This is a genomic window from Aquipuribacter nitratireducens (genome assembly GCF_037860835.1).
Lineage (GTDB): Bacteria > Actinomycetota > Actinomycetes > Actinomycetales > JBBAYJ01 > Aquipuribacter > Aquipuribacter nitratireducens.
The window spans coordinates 559,315-575,203 of sequence record NZ_JBBEOG010000001.1; the positions used below are offsets into that span (position 1 = coordinate 559,315).

A 15,889-nucleotide genomic window follows, 5' to 3' on the forward strand; every position below is an offset into this window, starting at 1 on the left:
CGGAGGATGACACGTGGCCGGCGACGGGGCGACGTGGCCCGCGCTCAGGCCTTGTCGGCGACGGCGTCCGCCAGCAGGCCCACCGACGCGGGGTGGATCGCGAGGCTCATGTGCCCGATGTCGGGAAGCACGGTGTGCTCGGCCGGCAGGTCGGGGTGGTAAAGCAGCGCCGAGGACCGCGGGAGGATGACGTGGTCGATCCCCGACGCGAGGCAGACGAAGCGCGTCCCGATCCCGGGGGCGGGCTCGTCGAGCTCGCGCACCAGGTCGCTGCCGGGCCGCAGCTGCCGTCCGAGCCGGGTCGGCAGGAGGTGCGCGGCGTGCGTCCCGTGGTGCGGCGTGCCCGCGGTCGCGAGCGTGCGGACGTGGCGGTGGCCGCCGAGTCGCTGGACGTAGTAGCGGGCGATGAGCCCGCCGAGGGAGTGCGCGACGACGTCGACGCCACGCTCGCCGTCGAGCGCCTCCACGTGCCGGCCGAGGTCGGCGGCGACGGCGCGGACGTCGTCGCGCTCGGGGGAGTAGTCGACGGCGACGACGTGGTCGTGACCTCGGCGGGCGAGCTCCTCCCGCAGGACGGGGAACAGGGACGGGTTGTCGCCGATGCCGTGGACGAGCACGACGGGCCGGTCGGGCTCGCTGTCGCCGTCCCCCTGCCGCGGGACGACGAGCGGGTGGTCGTCCGCCGGGACCGGGTCGGCGAGCGTGAGCGCGCTGCGGTGCGGGCCCAGCAGCCGCAGCGGCACCTGCGCCGGCCACGTGAGGGCGTGGGCGCCGTTCCACAGCACCTCGAGCGCGACGCCGAGCCCCCGGTGCGTGCGGCGGGGCAGGTGCCGGCCGGCCCAGGCCCCGGGCCGCTCAGACGTTCTCCCTCACCCACTCCACGATCGTCGACATCGGCGTGCCGGGCGTGAACACCATGGCGACGCCCTGTTCCTGCAGGAGGGGGATGTCCTCCTCGGGGATGATCCCGCCGCCGAAGACGACGACGTCGTCGGCGCCCTGCTCGCGCAGCAGCTCGACGACCCGGGGGAACAGCGTCATGTGCGCCCCGGAGAGGATCGACAGCCCGACGGCGTCGGCGTCCTCCTGGACGACGGCGGCGACGACCTGCTCGGGCGTCTGGTGCAGACCCGTGTACACGACCTCGACGCCGGCGTCGCGCAGCGCGCGCGCCACGACCTTCGCCCCGCGGTCGTGCCCGTCCAGCCCCGGCTTCGCGATGACGACCCGCGGCGGGCCCGTGCGGGTGTCCACCTCGTCGTCGCGTGCCTCCGTCGCCACGTCGTCCACGTGGTGAGACTAACGCCCCCTGATCACCGCTCGTCGACCTGTGACGACCGTCTCCCGCAGCCGTGCCCGCGGCCGGGTGGGGCGTGTCCGGCCCGGCGATAGGGTGCACCCGGCCCGCAGGACCCGACCCGAGGACGTGACGCTGACGTGGACCTCTACGAGTACCAGGCACGCGACCTGTTCGAGCAGCACGGTGTGCCCGTGCTCGCCGGCGCGGTCGCGACGACGCCGGAGGAGGCCCGCGCCGCCGCCGAGGCGATGGGCGGCGTCACCGTCGTCAAGGCGCAGGTGAAGACCGGCGGGCGCGGCAAGGCCGGCGGCGTCAAGGTCGCGAGGACCGCCGACGAGGCCGAGGCCCACGCGCGCGCCATCCTCGGCATGGACATCAAGGGCCACACCGTCCACCGCGTGATGGTCGCCCAGGGCGCCGACATCGCCGAGGAGTACTACGCCTCCTACCTCCTCGACCGCTCCAACCGCACCTTCCTCGCCATGGTGAGCAAGGAGGGCGGCGTCGAGATCGAGACGCTCGCCGTCGAGCGGCCCGAGGCGCTCGCCCGCGTCCCCGTCGACGCCCTCGAGGGGGTCGACGCCGCGAAGGCGGCGGAGATCGCCGCTGCTGCCGGCTTCGAGGGCGAGCGCGCGCAGCAGGTCGCCGACGTCCTCGAGAAGCTGTGGACGGTGTTCGTCGAGGAGGACGCCACGCTCGTCGAGGTCAACCCGCTCGTCGCCACCGGCGACGGGCAGGTCATCGCCCTCGACGGCAAGGTGACGCTCGACGAGAACGCCGCCTTCCGCCACCCCGCGCACGCCGACCTCGTCGACTCCTCCGCCGTCGACCCGCTCGAGCAGGCGGCGAAGGAGAAGGACCTCAACTACGTCAAGCTCGACGGCTCCGTCGGGATCATCGGCAACGGCGCGGGGCTCGTCATGAGCACCCTCGACGTCGTCGCGCAGGCAGGTGAGCGCCACGGCGGCGCGAAGCCCGCGAACTTCCTCGACATCGGCGGCGGCGCGAGCGCCGAGGTCATGGCGAACGGACTGGAGATCATCATCTCCGACCCGCAGGTGAAGAGCGTCTTCGTCAACGTGTTCGGCGGCATCACGGCGTGCGACGCGGTCGCGAACGGCATCGTGAGCGCCTTCGAGCTCCTCGCCTCCCGCGACGAGCACGTGAGCGTCCCGCTCGTCGTCCGCCTCGACGGCAACAACGCCGAGCTCGGCCGGCAGATCCTCAGCGAGGCGGGCCTCGACGGCGTCGAGCAGGTCGACACGATGGACGGGGCGGCCGACCGCGCCGCCGAGCTGGCAGCGAGCTGAGAGGGCACCCGAGCACACCATGGCGATCTTCCTGACCGACCAGAGCAAGGTCATCGTCCAGGGCATGACCGGGAGCGAGGGGCGCAAGCACACCCAGCGCATGCTCACCTCCGGCACCGCCGTCGTCGGCGGCGTGACCCCCGGCAAGGGCGGGCAGTCCGTGTCGTTCACCGGCGCCGACGGCAGTCCCGTCGACGTGCCCGTCTTCGACTCCGTCGGCGAGGCGATGGCCGCGACCGGCGCCGACACGACGGTCATCTTCGTGCCCGCGAAGTTCACGAAGGGCGCCGCCCTCGAGGCCATCGAGGCCGGCATCCCCCTCGCCGTCGTCATCACCGAGGGCGTGCCCGTCAAGGACACCGCGGAGTTCTTCACGCGCGCCCAGCAGTCGGGCACGACGCGCATCGTCGGCCCCAACTGTCCCGGCCTCATCAGCCCCGCGCAGTCCAACGCCGGCATCATCCCCGCCGACATCACGACGGCCGGCCCCATCGGCCTCGTGTCGAAGTCCGGCACGCTGACGTACCAGATGATGTACGAGCTGCGGGACCTCGGCTTCACCTCGTGCGTCGGCATCGGCGGCGACCCCGTCATCGGGACCACGCACATCGACTGCCTCGAGGCGTTCGAGAACGACCCCGACACCAAGGCGATCGTCATGATCGGCGAGATCGGCGGCGACGCCGAGGAGCGCGCCGCCGCCTACATCAAGGACCACGTGACGAAGCCCGTCGTCGGCTACGTCGCGGGGTTCACCGCCCCCGAGGGCAAGACCATGGGCCACGCCGGCGCCATCGTGTCCGGCTCGGCCGGCACGGCCGCGGCGAAGGCGGAGGCCCTCGAGGCGGTCGGCGTCAAGGTCGGCCGCACGCCCAGCGAGACCGCGCGCCTCATGCGGGAGATCGTCACCTCGCTGTGAGGACGCCGGGGCCGGGCGACGCGTGTCGCTCGGCCCCCGGTCCCTCCTCCGCCGCGACGATGGGACGGTGAGCAGCACCCGCACGCCCGCCCGGGCGACCCCGCGCGCGACCCCCGCGGCGCGGTCCGGGCCGCACATCCCCCTCCCGGGTCTCTTCGCGGACGTCCGCGCCGCCGTCTCGCAGTCCCTCGGGGCGGTCGCGCTCGGGCTCGTCGCGTGCGTCGCCCTCGCCGCGCTCGGCTGGGCCGGGACCCCCGAGGCGGGCACCGGCTGGCTCGACGCGGTCCGCCTCGGTGCCGTCGGGTGGCTGCTGGCGTACGCGGGCCGCCTCCACGTGGTGGCGGAGGTCGCGGTGTCCGCGTCCCCGGCCGACCCGCCGGTCCCGGTCGACGGCGAGGTGTCGTTGCCGCTGCTGGGCCTCGTCCTGCTCGCGGGACTGCTGAGCGCACGGATCGGGCGCGGTCTCGCCGCGCGCACGTGGCCGCTGCCGTCCCTGCTGCTCGTCGCGGTCGTCGCTGCCGTCCACGCCGGGGCGGCGTGGCTCGTCGCGGGCGTCACCGGGCTCGCGGACCTCGACCCGCTGCCCGTGGCGTGCGCGGCCGGCGCCGCCGTCGTGTCCGCGGCCGGCGCCCTGCTGGGCGTCGCGACCGTCCACGGCGGGGCGCTGCTCGACCGGCTGCCCCTCGTGGTCCGCGCCCAGCTCGCGCGCGTCGGGCCCGGCGCCGCGGTCGCGCTCGTCGCGTGGCTGTCCGCCGGTGCGCTGCTGGTCGCGACCGGGCTCGTGCTCCACCTGCCGCGCGTCGTCGAGGTCCACGAACGGCTCGCCCCCGGCCCGCTGGGGGGACTGGTGCTGCTGCTCGTCCAGCTGCTCGTCCTGCCGGTGCTCGTCGCGTGGGCGGGGGCCCTGCTCGCCGGCCCGGGGGTGGCGCTCGGCGACGCGGGCCTGTCGCTGCAGGGCTCGGCGGTCACCGACCTGCCCGCGCTGCCCCTGCTGGCCGCGGTGCCCGGACCGGGGCCCTTCCCGCTGTGGGCGTGGGCGGGGCCGCTCGTGCTCGTGGTCTCCGGGGCGCTCGCCGCCTGGCACGGCCACCGCCACCCCAGCAGCCGCGGCGCCACGCTCGCGGACCGGGTGGGCGACGCCGTCGCGGTCGCCGCGCTCTGCGGCGCGGCCGCCGTCGTCCTCGGTCTCGCCTCCCGCGGGTCCGTGGGCGCGTGGGCGCCGCTGGGACCCGACCCGCTCGTGCTCGCGGCCGCCGTGACGGCCGGGGTCCTCGCCGGCGGTCTGGCGGTCGGCGGGGCCCTCCACCTGCTGGCGGGCCGCCCGCTGCTCAGGCGCCGGGGCTGACCCGGGAGAGCACGATCTCGTCGAGCCGCTCCTGGAGCCGCTCGTCGCACGCCGCGCGGGCGGTGTTCGTCAGCGCCCGCTCCGTGCACTCCCGGTGTTCGGCGACGACGGGGTAGAAGGCGAGGGTGAGGGCCTGGACGGCGAGGAGACCGCCCGCGAGCGCGACCCCGACCGCGACCATCGCGGTACCGAACGGCGTGACGCCGTCCTCGCCGCGTCGTCGCGCCCGGCCCATGGCCCGCAGCGCCCGCAGGCCCTGCACGAGCGCGAGGGCCGCGAAGACGAGCCCCGCCACGGACCACGGCAGCTCGAGCCGACGGGTCAGCTCGGCACCGAGGAGGAGCAGGCCCATCTCGAGGGGCAGCCGCACCTGCGGGCGGGACAGCGCGGCACCCGCGCCGGTGCGCTCACCCGTCGTCGACACCCCCCGATGGTCCCAGACGAGCAGCGGGGCCGAGCACACCGCCCACTAGCCTGACGCGGTGCCCGCCCCCCGCCTCGTCGTGCTCGCCTCGGGCACGGGCAGCCTGCTCGAGGCCCTCCTCGCCGCGACCGGCGACGGCCGGCTGCCGGTCGACGTCGTCGGGTTCGTCGCCGACCGCGACTGCCGGGCCGTCGAGGTCGCGCAGCGCGCCGGCGTCCCCACCGCCGTGGTCCGGCCGCAGGACCAGCCCGACCGTGCCGCGTGGGACGCCGCCCTCGCCGACCACCTGCAGGGGCTCGCGCCGGACTGGGTCGTGAGCGCCGGGTTCATGCGGATCCTCGGGGAGGCCGTCCTCGCCGCCTTCCCCGACCGGGTCGTCAACACGCACCCGGCGCTGCTGCCGTCCTTCCCTGGCGCGCACGCGGTGCGGGACGCCCTGGCCCACGGGGTGCGGGTGAGCGGGTGCACCGTCCACCTCGTCGACGCCGGCACCGACACCGGCCCGGTGCTCGCCCAGGCCGCCGTCCCGGTCCTCGACGACGACGACGAGGCGAGCCTCCACGAGCGGATCAAGGTCGTGGAGCGCGGCCTCCTCGTCGAGGTGCTCGCGGGGCTCGCGGTGGGCGGCGTCGAGGTGGTCGGGCGTCGCACCCGCTGGCGGCCGGCCCGTCCCGCGCCTCAGTAGGCTCGCCCCCCGTGAGCGCGCCGACTGCTGCCCCGGGCCCCGCCGACCACGAGGGCGAGGTGGGCCGGCGACCGGTGCGGCGCGCGCTCGTCAGCGTCTACGACAAGACGGGGCTCGAGGACCTCGCCCGCGGCCTCCACGAGGCCGGCGTCGAGCTCGTCTCGACCGGGTCGACGGCGGCGCGGATCGCCGCGGCCGGGGTACCCGTGACCCCCGTCGAGGAGCTGACGGGCTTCCCCGAGTGCCTCGATGGCCGCGTGAAGACGCTCCACCCGCGCGTCCACGCGGGGCTCCTCGCCGACCTGCGGCTCGACTCGCACCGCGCGCAGCTCGACGAGCTCGGCATCGCGCCGTTCGAGCTCGTCGTCGTCAACCTCTACCCGTTCGCCGAGACCGTCGCCTCGGGGGCGACGCCCGACGAGTGCGTCGAGCAGATCGACATCGGCGGGCCGTCGATGGTGCGGGCCGCCGCGAAGAACCACCCGAGCGTCGCCGTCGCCACCGACCCCGGCCGCTACGGCGACGTGCTCGCCGCCGTCCACGCCGGCGGGTTCACGCTCGCGCAGCGCGCGCGGCTCGCGGCCGAGGCGTTCGTCCACACCGCGTCCTACGACGTCGCGGTCGCCTCCTGGATGGGCAACGTCCTCGCCCCCGACCCGGACGGCGACGGCTTCCCCACGTGGCTCGGGGCGACGTGGGACCGCTCCACGGTGCTCCGGTACGGCGAGAACCCCCACCAGCGCGCGGCGCTGTACGTGTCGGGGCACGGCGCGGGCGGTCTCGCGACGGCCGAGCAGCTGCACGGCAAGGAGATGTCGTTCAACAACTACGTCGACGCCGACGCCGCCTGGCGAGCCGCCCACGACCACACCGAGCCGGCGGTCGCGATCATCAAGCACGCCAACCCGTGCGGCATCGCGGTCGGGGCAGACGTCGGGGAGGCCCACGCCCGGGCCCACGCCTGCGACCCGGTGTCCGCGTTCGGTGGGGTGGTCGCCGCCAACCGGCCCGTGACCCGCACCGTGGCCGACCAGCTCGCCGACGTCTTCACCGAGGTCGTCCTCGCGCCCGGCTTCGACGACGACGCGCTCGAGGTGCTGACCCGCAAGAAGAACGTCCGGCTCCTCGTCGCCTCACCGCCGACCCGGGGCACGATCGAGATGCGCCCGGTCAGCGGCGGCGTGCTCCTGCAGGAGCGCGACGACGTCCGCGCGAGCGTCGCCGACGGCGGTGACGACCCGTCCCGCTGGCGGCTCGCCGCCGGCGAGCCCGCCGACGAGGCGACGCTCGCCGACCTCGCCTTCGCGTGGCGGGCGGTGCGTGCCGTGAAGTCGAACGCCATCCTCCTGGCCCGCGACGGCGCGAGCGTCGGCATCGGCATGGGCCAGGTCAACCGGGTCGACTCGTGCCGCCTCGCCGTCGCCCGGGCGGGGGAGGAGCGGGCCCGCGGCGCCGTCGCCGCGTCCGACGCGTTCTTCCCGTTCGCGGACGGGCTGCAGGTGCTCCTCGACGCGGGCGTCCGCGCCGTCGTGCAGCCCGGCGGCTCGGTGCGCGACGAGGAGGTCGTCGCGGCCGCGCAGGCCGCCGGTGCGACGCTCTACCTCACGGGCACGCGCCACTTCGCGCACTGACGGCGCCGGTCCGGGTGCCCCACGTGCGCGGGGCACCCGGACGGGCGGCTGTCAGCCGAGCAGTCCCATGCCCTGCACGGTGTCGCGCTCCTCGACAAGCTCGGCGACGGAGGTGTCGATGCGACCGCGGGAGAACGCGTCGAGCTCGATGCCCTGGACGATCGACCACTCCCCGCCGGAGCAGGTGACGGGGAACGACGAGATGAGGCCGTCGGGCACGCCGTAGGAGCCGTCCGACGGCACCGCCATCGACACCCAGTCGTCGGCGGGGGTGCCGTGGACCCAGTCGCGGACGTGGTCGATGGCGGCGGACGCCGCGGAGGCGGCCGACGAGGCGCCGCGTGCCTCGATGATCGCGGCACCGCGCTTCTGCACGGTCGGGATGTACGTGTCCTCGAGCCACTGCTGGTCGTCGACGACGTCGGCCGCGACGCGACCCCCGACCTCGGCGCGGAAGAGGTCCGGGTACTGGGTGGCGGAGTGGTTGCCCCAGATGGTCATGTGCCGGATGTCGGTGACGGGTGCCCCGACCTTCGCCGACAGCTGCGCGAGGGCCCGGTTGTGGTCGAGGCGCGTCATGGCGGTGAAGCGCTCGCGGGGCACGTCGGGGGCGTTGTTCATCGCGATGAGGGCGTTGGTGTTCGCCGGGTTGCCGACCACCAGCACCTTGACGTCGTCCGCGGCGTGGTCGTTGAGCGCGCGGCCCTGGCCGGTGAAGATCGCGCCGTTGGCCTCGAGGAGGTCGCCGCGCTCCATGCCCTTGGTGCGGGGCCGCGAGCCGACGAGCAGCGCTACGTTCGCGCCGTCGAAGGCCGTGTTCGGGTCGTCGCTGATGTCGATCCCCGCGAGCAGCGGGAAGGCGCAGTCGTCGAGCTCCATGGCGACGCCCTGCGCGGCGCCGAGCGCGGGTGTGATCTCGAGCAGACGCAGCCGGACGGGGGTGTCGGGGCCGAGCATGGCGCCGCTGGCGATGCGGAACAGCAGGCTGTAGCCGATCTGGCCGGCGGCCCCTGTGACGGCGACGGTGACGGGGGACTGGGCGGGGCTCACGGGCTCTCCTGTTCGACGGTGGACCGGGCGGGCACGTCCGCCGACGATAGCGACGCCGCGGGGGCACGGGCTCGCCACGGTGATGTGGTCTGCGGCACTGGCACTAGGCTCGCTGCGGCCGATTCCACCGACGAGGAGCTGCAACCCCCATGGCGAAGATCAAGGTCCAGGGCCCGGTCGTCGAGCTCGACGGCGACGAGATGACCCGGATCATCTGGCAGTTCATCAAGGACCGCCTGATCCACCCCTACCTCGACGTGGACCTCGAGTACTACGACCTCGGCATCGAGCACCGCGACGCCACCGACGACCAGGTGACGATCGACGCCGCCAACGCCATCAAGGAGCACGGCGTCGGCGTCAAGTGCGCGACGATCACGCCGGACGAGGCGCGCGTCGAGGAGTTCGGCCTCAAGAAGATGTGGCGCTCCCCGAACGGGACGATCCGCAACATCCTCGGCGGCGTCGTCTTCCGCGAGCCCATCATCATCAGCAACATCCCTCGGCTGGTCCCGGGCTGGACCAAGCCGATCATCATCGGCCGCCACGCCCACGGCGACCAGTACCGCGCCACCGACTACAAGGTCCCCGGCGCCGGCACCGTCACCATGACGTACACGCCCGCCGACGGCTCCGAGCCGGTCGAGATGGAGATCGTCCAGATGCCCGAGGACGGCGGCGTCGTCATGGGCATGTACAACTTCCGGAAGTCGATCGAGGACTTCGCCCGGGCCTCGCTCAGCTACGGCCTCAACCGCGGCTACCCCGTCTACATGTCGACGAAGAACACGATCCTCAAGGCCTACGACGGCATGTTCAAGGACGTGTTCGCCGAGGTGTTCGAGAACGAGTTCAAGTCCGACTTCGACGCCGCGGGCCTCACGTACGAACACCGGCTCATCGACGACATGGTGGCGGCCGCGCTCAAGTGGGAGGGCGGCTACGTCTGGGCGTGCAAGAACTACGACGGCGACGTCCAGTCCGACACCGTCGCCCAGGGCTTCGGGTCCCTCGGGCTCATGACGTCGGTCCTGCTGACCCCGGACGGGAAGACGATGGAGGCGGAGGCCGCCCACGGGACCGTCACGCGCCACTACCGCCAGCACCAGCAGGGCAAGCCGACCTCGACCAACCCCATCGCGTCGATCTTCGCCTGGACCCGCGGCCTGGCCCACCGCGGCCGCCTCGACGGCACCCCCGAGGTCGTCGGGTTCGCCGAGACGCTCGAGCAGGTCGTCGTCGAGACCGTCGAGCGCGGGCAGATGACGAAGGACCTCGCGCTGCTCGTCGGCAAGGACCAGGCGTTCCTCTCCACGGAGGAGTTCCTCGGCGCGCTCGACGAGAACCTCGCGGCGAAGCTGGGCTGAGCCGTCGAGTCCTCCGGCACCGACCGTCCGCCGGTCCGGCACCTCGTCGTCATGGGGGTGTCCGGGTCCGGAAAGACGTCGGTGGCGCACGCCCTCGTCGACCGGCTCGGCTGGGACTTCCTCGAGGGCGACGACGCGCACCCGGCGGCCAACGTCGAGAAGATGCGGGCGGGGACGCCCCTGACCGACGACGACCGCTGGGGCTGGCTGCGGACCATCGCCCACTGGGTGGGGACGCACCACGAGGAGGGCCGGCGGACGGTCGTGGCGTGCTCCGCGCTCAGGCGGGCCTACCGCGACGTCCTGCGGACCGGGGACGAGGAGGCGGTGGCGGCGACGGCGTTCGTCCACCTCCACGGCGACCGCGACCTGCTGCTGTCGCGGATCAGCGGCCGGAAGGGGCACTTCATGCCCGCGACGCTGCTCGACTCCCAGCTCGACACGCTGGAGCCGCTTGGCGGCGACGAGCGCGGCGTCGTGATCGACGTCGACGACCCGCCGGACGTGCTGGCGGAGCGGGTCGTCGAGGCGCTCGGCCTGCGGCCGGGCCCGCCGGGGCTCGACGGCTAGCGGAAGACGACCGTCCGGTTCCGGTCGACGAGGACGCGCCGCTCGGCGTGCCAACGCACGGCGCGCGCGAGGGCGCGGCTCTCGAGGTCGTGGCCCAGGCCCACGAGCTCGTCGACGCCGTCGGCGTGGTCGACCCGCTCGACGTCCTGCTCGATGATCGGCCCCTCGTCGAGGTCGGCGGTGACGTAGTGGGCGGTCGCGCCGATGAGCTTGACCCCGCGCTCGTGCGCCTGGTGGTACGGCCGGGCGCCGGCGAAGCTCGGCAGGAACGAGTGGTGAATGTTGATGGCCCGCCCGGCGAGCGCCTCGCACACCCGCGGGCTCAGCACCTGCATGTAGCGGGCGAGCACGACGAGCTCGACGTCGAGCCCGTCGACCAGACGCAGGAGCGCGTCCTCCGCGGCCGGCTTCGTCTCCGGCGTGACGGGGACGTGGTGGAACGGCACCTCGTAGAACCCGGCGAGGGGCTCGAGGTCGCGGTGGTTGCCGACGACGGCGACGGGCGTGATGGGCAGGCGGCCCGCGCGCTGCCGGTAGAGCAGGTCGTTGAGGCAGTGCCCGGCCCGGCTCACCATGACGAGGGTGCGGGTGGGCTCGTCGAGGCCGTGCAGGCCCCACGCCATCTCGAACTCCTCCGCCGTCCCGCGGAGGGCCGCCTCGAGGCGCTCCCGGGGCGCGTCGCACGTGAACTGGACGCGGAGGAAGAACAGACGGGTGTCGGGGTCCCCGAACTGCTGGGACTCCGTCACGTTGGCGTGGTGGCGCAGCAGCGCGCCGGTGACGGCGTGCACGATGCCGGGCCGGTCGGGGCACGACAGCGTGAGGACGTAGTGCGGGGCCTCGCTCACGACGGGGAGCGTACGCAGCGGGCGGGCGTTGCTAGGCTCGCGTCCACCGCGACTGGCGTTCAGGGGGCCACCCCCGGGGAGCGGTAGGCACGCCGACGGGTCGTTCGCCTGGGCCCGTGGCTTGACCCGACCCTGGAGTGCACGATGACCCAGACCCACACGCCGCCCGCTGCCGTCCGCGCGGACGACCCCACCGACCTCCCGCTGTGGCAGGTCGACCCCGAGATCGCCGCCGTCCTCGACGGCGAGGCCGACCGCCAGCGCGGGACGCTCGAGATGATCGCGAGCGAGAACTTCGCCCCCCGCGCCGTCCTCGAGGCGCAGGGCAGCGTCCTCACGAACAAGTACGCCGAGGGCTACCCCGGCAAGCGGTACTACGGCGGCTGCGAGCAGGTCGACGTCGCCGAGGAGCTCGCTCGCTCCCGCGCCAAGCAGCTGTTCGGCGCGGAGCACGCGAACGTCCAGCCGCACTCCGGGGCGAGCGCGAACGCCGCCGTCATGCAGAAGCTCCTGGAGCCGGGTGACACGATCCTCGGCCTCGACCTCGCCCACGGCGGGCACCTCACGCACGGCATGCGCCTCAACTTCTCGGGCCGGCTCTACGACGTCGCGACGTACGGGGTGTCGGAGCAGACGTACCGCATCGACATGGACGCCGTGCGCGACACCGCGCTCGAGCGCCGTCCCAAGATGATCATCGCGGGCTGGTCGGCGTATCCGCGCCACCTCGACTTCGCGGCGTTCCGAGCCATCGCCGACGAGGTCGGGGCGTACCTCCTCGTCGACATGGCCCACTTCGCGGGCCTCGTCGCCGCGGGGCTCCATCCCTCGCCGGTGCCGCACGCGCACGTCGTGACGACGACCACGCACAAGACGCTGACGGGGCCGCGCGCCGGGATCATCCTGTCGACCGCCGACCTGGCGAAGAAGGTCGACTCGGGGGTGTTCCCCGGTCAGCAGGGCGGGCCGCTCATGCACGTCATCGCGGCCAAGGCCGTCGCGTTCAAGATCGCGATGACGCCGCAGTTCCGTGAGAAGCAGGAGCGGACGCTGCGCGGTGCGGCCCTCCTCGCCGAGCGGCTGCTCGCCGCCGACGCGAAGGCCACCGGCGTCGACGTCGTCACCGGCGGCACCGACGTCCACCTCGTCCTCGCCGACCTGCGCGCGAGCGAGCTCGACGGCAAGCAGGCCGAGGACCGCCTCCACGAGGCCGGCATCACGGCGAACCGCAACGCGGTGCCGTTCGACCCGCGCCCGCCGATGGTGACGAGCGGCGTCCGGCTTGGCACGCCCGCGCTCGCGACCCGCGGGTTCGGCGACGAGCAGTTCCGCGAGGTCGCCGACGTCGTCGCCGGGGCCTTCGACCCCACCTCGGACGTCCGCGCGCTGCGCGAGCGGGTCGACGTGCTGACGCGCGACTTCCCGCTGTACCCGTCGGTCCAGCCGTACGCGAACGCGTGAGCGCGACGCTCCTCGACGGGAAGGCGACCGCCGCGGCGATCCGGGTCGAGCTGACTGCACGTGTCGCCGCGCTCGCGGTGCGCGGGGTCGTGCCCGGGCTCGGCACGGTGCTGGTCGGCGACGACCCCGGGTCGGCGTCGTACGTCGCCGGGAAGCACCGCGACTGCGCGGAGGTCGGCATCACGTCGCTGCGGGAGGACCTGCCGGCGACCGCGTCGACCGACGACGTGCTGGCGGCGGTGCGGCGGCTCAACGAGGACCCGTCGTGCACCGGCTTCATCGTCCAGCTGCCGCTGCCGCCCCAGGTCGACCAGCAGGCGGTGCTCGAGGCCGTCGACCCGGCGAAGGACGCCGACGGCCTGCACCCGACGAACCTCGGCCGGCTCGTCCTGTCGGTCGGCGGGTCGCTGACCTCGCCGCTGCCGTGCACGCCGCGCGGGATCGTCGAGCTGCTGGCCCGCTACGACGTGCCGCTGGCGGGTGCCGAGGTGTGCGTCATCGGGCGCGGGGTCACCGTGGGGCGCCCGATCGGTCTGCTCCTGACGCGCCGCGGGGTCGACGCCACCGTCACCCTCACCCACACGCGCACGCGCGACCTCGCGGCCGCGGTGCGGCGCGCGGACGTCGTCGTCGCAGCGGCCGGCGCCGCGGGGACGGTGCGGCCGGACTGGGTGACACCCGGCGCAGCCGTGCTCGACGTCGGCGTCACGCGGGTGGTCGACGAGGCGACCGGCAGGGCGCGGCTCGTGGGGGACGTCGACCCGGGCGTCCGGGAGGTCGCGGGCTGGCTCGCCCCCATGCCCGGGGGAGTCGGACCGATGACGCGCGCGATGCTGCTCGCCAACGTCGTGGACGCCGCGGAGCGCGCGCTGGGGTGAGGCTCAGGAGTCGAGTGCGCTCGGGAACCGGGTGACGAAGTCGAGCACCCGCACCTGCTCCGGGGTGATGGCGATGCGTGCCATGGGGGCCTCGCCGAGGCCTGCGACCCACTGCGCAGCCGCCTCGGGACCCATGTAGCGCTCGGCGGCTGCGACGTACTCCTCGGTGACCCGGTCGTGCACCGTCACCTCGGCGTGTCCGCGGACGAGCAGCACCTTGTAGGGCCAGTCCGCCTCGTCGATCGTGACGGACACGGAGGGGTGCTCCTGGAGCGCGCGCACCTTGGGTGCGGCGGGAGGCGTCCCGACCACGATCTGCGTGCCGTCCCAGTGGAACCACACGGGCACGACGCGCGGCGTCCCGTCGTGCCACGTGTACGCGACCCTCGCCGGCTGCCGGCTCACCAGCAGCTGCTGCGCGACCGGGTCGTTGAGGAGGTCGAGTCCGTCGTCGGTGGTCGTCGTCATGGCGACCAGGGTCGCGGCCCCTGCGGTCGTCCACATCAGGGTTTTCCCCATCGCCGTCGAACGTGTGTTCGAGTAGACTGGGGCGCGGGAGGCCGACATGGGGGACACGGGCACGGTGACGCTGACGGACGACGTCCGCCGGCTGCGCGCGGAGGTGGCGACGCTGTCGCAGCGGCTCGCCGCCGACACAGCGTGGCGCAGCACCGACGCCGACGTCCTGGCCGCCGTCGTGGAGCTCGCGGCCCTGCGAGGGGCCGTCGACGCGCTCCACCTCCGTCTCGTGCGCGAGGTCGACACGCGCGGGACGGCGGAGGCCTCACCGGTCGCGACCACCCCCGAGGGGTTCCTCCGTACGTCGTGCCTGCTCACGGCGACCCAGGCCCGCCGCGACGTCGCCGCGGCGCGCGCCACCGCTCCCGGCAAGCCGCTCGAGCGGCTCGGCGACGCCCTCGCCGAGGGCTCGTGCAGCCGGGCGCACGTCGACAGCGCCGTCCGCTGCGTCGACCGCATCCCCCGCCACCTGCTGGCGCGCCGGGGCGCGGGTGACGTCATCGCCGACTACCTGCTGACGGCGGCGGTCGGCGCGTCACCCAAGGACATGGACCGCGCCGCCACGGACCTGCTCCAGACCCTCGCGCCCGACCCGGCGGACCGCTTCGACCCCGCCGCCCACGAGCGGCGCTTCTTCGACCTCTCGACGGATGCCACGGGGATGGTGGTGGGTCGCTTCGCCGTCGACGCCGTCACGGGGGCCGAGCTCCGGGCGACGCTCGAGCGGTGGTCGGGACCGGTCTCCGGCGGTGAGGCGGCGGCGGGGTCGTCCGGTGAGGTGGCGCGTGACCGCCGGTCGGCGACCGAGCGCAGAGCCGACGCCTTCGCGTTCGCCATCCGGACCGCCGCTGGCGTCGCGGTGCCCCGTCGCTCCGAGCGGCCTCGGGTGGTCGTGCACGTCACCCCCGAGCAGCTCGCGGCGACGGGGTCGGCGGCCGACGGCCTGCCGTGGCTCGAGAGCGGCGGCCCCGTACCGACGTGGGCGGCCCGACGGTTGTCGTGCGACGCGGTGCTGCAGCGGGTCGTGGTGTCGTCCGAGCTCGGGCCGCTGTCGGTCGGGCGGGAGGAGCGGCTCGCGAACCGTGCCCAGCGGGTGGCGCTCGCCGCCCGCGACGGAGGATGCGTCATCCCCGGCTGCGGCGCGACGCCCGACGTCTGCGACGCCCACCACGTCATCCACTGGGTCGACGGCGGCCCGACGGACGTCGACAACATGTGCCTGGTGTGCCCGGGCCACCACACCGCCGTCCACGCCGGCACGTGGGGCGTCGGTATCGACCCGGTCACGCAGCTGGTGACCGTCACGCCGCCGCCGTGGATCGACGCAGCGCGCCGGCCGCGCCCGGCGTGGCGGCAGAAGGCCCGGACGACGTGGGCGCAGTTCCAGCAGGACCTGTACCGGCCGGCGGAGCCGCCGGAGCCGCCGGAGCCGCCGGAGCCGCCGGAGCCGCCAGCGCCGCCAGGGCTGACGGAGCCGACGGAGCCGCCGGGTCGGACCGGTGATCGTCTCGACGCGTTCGACGCCGCGCTCGCGCGCGGCGAGGCCGACCGGCGTGGCCCGCCGTCCTGACCCGCGGCCCCT

At 74.5% G+C, this 15,889-nt stretch carries 16 protein-coding genes and 1 riboswitch; of the genes, 10 read left to right on the forward strand and 6 right to left on the reverse strand.

The genetic code is table 11. From position 1 onward, the window contains the following. Positions 1–44 precede the first annotated feature (44 nt). Positions 45–785: an alpha/beta hydrolase gene (locus tag WAB14_RS02460; protein WP_340267028.1), complete on the reverse strand. Its 741-nt coding sequence runs from the start codon at positions 783–785 to the stop codon at positions 45–47. A gap of 70 nt (positions 786–855) precedes the next feature. Continuing rightward, positions 856–1,290 carry a cobalamin B12-binding domain-containing protein gene (locus WAB14_RS02465; RefSeq protein WP_340267029.1) on the reverse strand — a complete coding sequence of 145 codons (435 nt, stop codon included), beginning with the start codon at positions 1,288–1,290 and terminating at the stop codon, positions 856–858. A 147-nt stretch (positions 1,291–1,437) separates the two neighbouring features. On the opposite strand from WAB14_RS02465, the gene sucC reads away from it, so the two are divergent. From sucC to WAB14_RS02480, 3 genes are all read left to right on the forward strand, one after another. Next, positions 1,438–2,610, forward strand: a complete 1,173-nt coding sequence (gene sucC, locus WAB14_RS02470) for an ADP-forming succinate--CoA ligase subunit beta (protein WP_340267031.1) — start codon at positions 1,438–1,440, stop codon at positions 2,608–2,610. 19 nt (positions 2,611–2,629) lie between these two features. Further along, complete coding sequence (gene sucD / locus WAB14_RS02475) at positions 2,630–3,529, forward strand: succinate--CoA ligase subunit alpha (RefSeq protein ID WP_340267033.1); 900 nt, start codon at positions 2,630–2,632, stop codon at positions 3,527–3,529. Between the two features lie 67 nt (positions 3,530–3,596). Next, positions 3,597–4,874, forward strand: a complete 1,278-nt coding sequence (locus tag WAB14_RS02480) for a cell division protein PerM (RefSeq protein WP_340267035.1) — start codon at positions 3,597–3,599, stop codon at positions 4,872–4,874. On the opposite strand, the gene WAB14_RS02485 is transcribed toward WAB14_RS02480, so the two are convergent. Beyond that, complete coding sequence (locus tag WAB14_RS02485) at positions 4,858–5,298, reverse strand: hypothetical protein (protein WP_340267037.1); 441 nt, start codon at positions 5,296–5,298, stop codon at positions 4,858–4,860. The two genes, WAB14_RS02480 and WAB14_RS02485, sit on opposite strands and share 17 nt — an antisense overlap. 58 nt (positions 5,299–5,356) lie before the next feature. Here WAB14_RS02485 and purN point away from each other — a divergent pair, with 58 nt between their 5' ends. Next, positions 5,357–5,983, forward strand: a complete 627-nt coding sequence (gene purN, locus WAB14_RS02490) for a phosphoribosylglycinamide formyltransferase (RefSeq protein WP_340267039.1) — start codon at positions 5,357–5,359, stop codon at positions 5,981–5,983. An 11-nt stretch (positions 5,984–5,994) separates the two neighbouring features. Further along, positions 5,995–7,614: a bifunctional phosphoribosylaminoimidazolecarboxamide formyltransferase/IMP cyclohydrolase gene (gene purH, locus WAB14_RS02495; protein ID WP_340267041.1), complete on the forward strand. Its 1,620-nt coding sequence runs from the start codon at positions 5,995–5,997 to the stop codon at positions 7,612–7,614. A gap of 51 nt (positions 7,615–7,665) precedes the next feature. Here the strand turns inward: purH and WAB14_RS02500 are convergent, their stop codons facing one another. Further along, positions 7,666–8,664, reverse strand: coding sequence for a malate dehydrogenase (locus tag WAB14_RS02500; RefSeq protein WP_340267042.1), 999 nt, complete (start codon positions 8,662–8,664; stop codon positions 7,666–7,668). A gap of 149 nt (positions 8,665–8,813) precedes the next feature. Between WAB14_RS02500 and WAB14_RS02505 the strand changes: the two genes are divergently transcribed. Both WAB14_RS02505 and WAB14_RS02510 read left to right on the forward strand, forming a co-directional pair. Next, complete coding sequence (locus tag WAB14_RS02505; protein WP_340267043.1) at positions 8,814–10,031, forward strand: NADP-dependent isocitrate dehydrogenase; 1,218 nt, start codon at positions 8,814–8,816, stop codon at positions 10,029–10,031. 51 nt (positions 10,032–10,082) lie between these two features. Further along, a complete protein-coding gene (locus tag WAB14_RS02510; protein ID WP_340267045.1) occupies positions 10,083–10,601 on the forward strand; it encodes a gluconokinase in 519 nt (172 codons plus the stop codon). Here the strand turns inward: WAB14_RS02510 and purU are convergent. Next, positions 10,598–11,449, reverse strand: a complete 852-nt coding sequence (gene purU, locus WAB14_RS02515) for a formyltetrahydrofolate deformylase (protein WP_340267047.1) — start codon at positions 11,447–11,449, stop codon at positions 10,598–10,600. The genes WAB14_RS02510 and purU overlap by 4 nt on opposite strands. A 38-nt stretch (positions 11,450–11,487) precedes the next feature. Continuing rightward, positions 11,488–11,570: riboswitch (ZMP/ZTP riboswitch) on the forward strand. Positions 11,571–11,593: 23 nt separating this feature from the next. On the opposite strand from purU, the gene glyA reads away from it, so the two are divergent. Next, positions 11,594–12,910 carry a serine hydroxymethyltransferase gene (glyA, locus tag WAB14_RS02520; protein WP_340267049.1) on the forward strand — a complete coding sequence of 439 codons (1,317 nt, stop codon included), beginning with the start codon at positions 11,594–11,596 and terminating at the stop codon, positions 12,908–12,910. After that, on the forward strand, positions 12,907–13,788 hold the full coding sequence (locus WAB14_RS02525; protein WP_340267051.1) for a bifunctional methylenetetrahydrofolate dehydrogenase/methenyltetrahydrofolate cyclohydrolase: 882 nt from the start codon (positions 12,907–12,909) through the stop codon (positions 13,786–13,788). The genes glyA and WAB14_RS02525 overlap by 4 nt, the downstream gene beginning before the upstream one ends. 3 nt (positions 13,789–13,791) lie before the next feature. On the opposite strand, the gene WAB14_RS02530 is transcribed toward WAB14_RS02525, so the two are convergent. Beyond that, positions 13,792–14,256 (reverse strand): pyridoxamine 5'-phosphate oxidase family protein, encoded by a 465-nt coding sequence (locus tag WAB14_RS02530; protein WP_340267053.1) that lies wholly within the window; start codon positions 14,254–14,256, stop codon positions 13,792–13,794. Between the two features lie 97 nt (positions 14,257–14,353). On the opposite strand from WAB14_RS02530, the gene WAB14_RS02535 reads away from it, so the two are divergent. Further along, complete coding sequence (locus WAB14_RS02535; protein ID WP_340267055.1) at positions 14,354–15,877, forward strand: HNH endonuclease signature motif containing protein; 1,524 nt, start codon at positions 14,354–14,356, stop codon at positions 15,875–15,877. Positions 15,878–15,889 lie beyond the last annotated feature (12 nt).

Bases quoted from the DNA above. Each gene is read 5' to 3' on its own strand.
- sucD (WP_340267033.1), top strand. From the start codon at position 2,630: ATGGCGATCTTCCTGACCGACCAGAGCAAGGTCATCGTCCAGGGCATG.
- WAB14_RS02505 (WP_340267043.1), top strand. From the start codon at position 8,814: ATGGCGAAGATCAAGGTCCAGGGCCCGGTCGTCGAGCTCGACGGCGAC.
- WAB14_RS02535 (WP_340267055.1), top strand. From the start codon at position 14,354: ATGGGGGACACGGGCACGGTGACGCTGACGGACGACGTCCGCCGGCTG.
- WAB14_RS02510 (WP_340267045.1), top strand. From the start codon at position 10,083: ATGGGGGTGTCCGGGTCCGGAAAGACGTCGGTGGCGCACGCCCTCGTC.
- WAB14_RS02530 (WP_340267053.1), bottom strand. From the start codon at position 14,256: ATGACGACGACCACCGACGACGGACTCGACCTCCTCAACGACCCGGTC.
- glyA (WP_340267049.1), top strand. From the start codon at position 11,594: ATGACCCAGACCCACACGCCGCCCGCTGCCGTCCGCGCGGACGACCCC.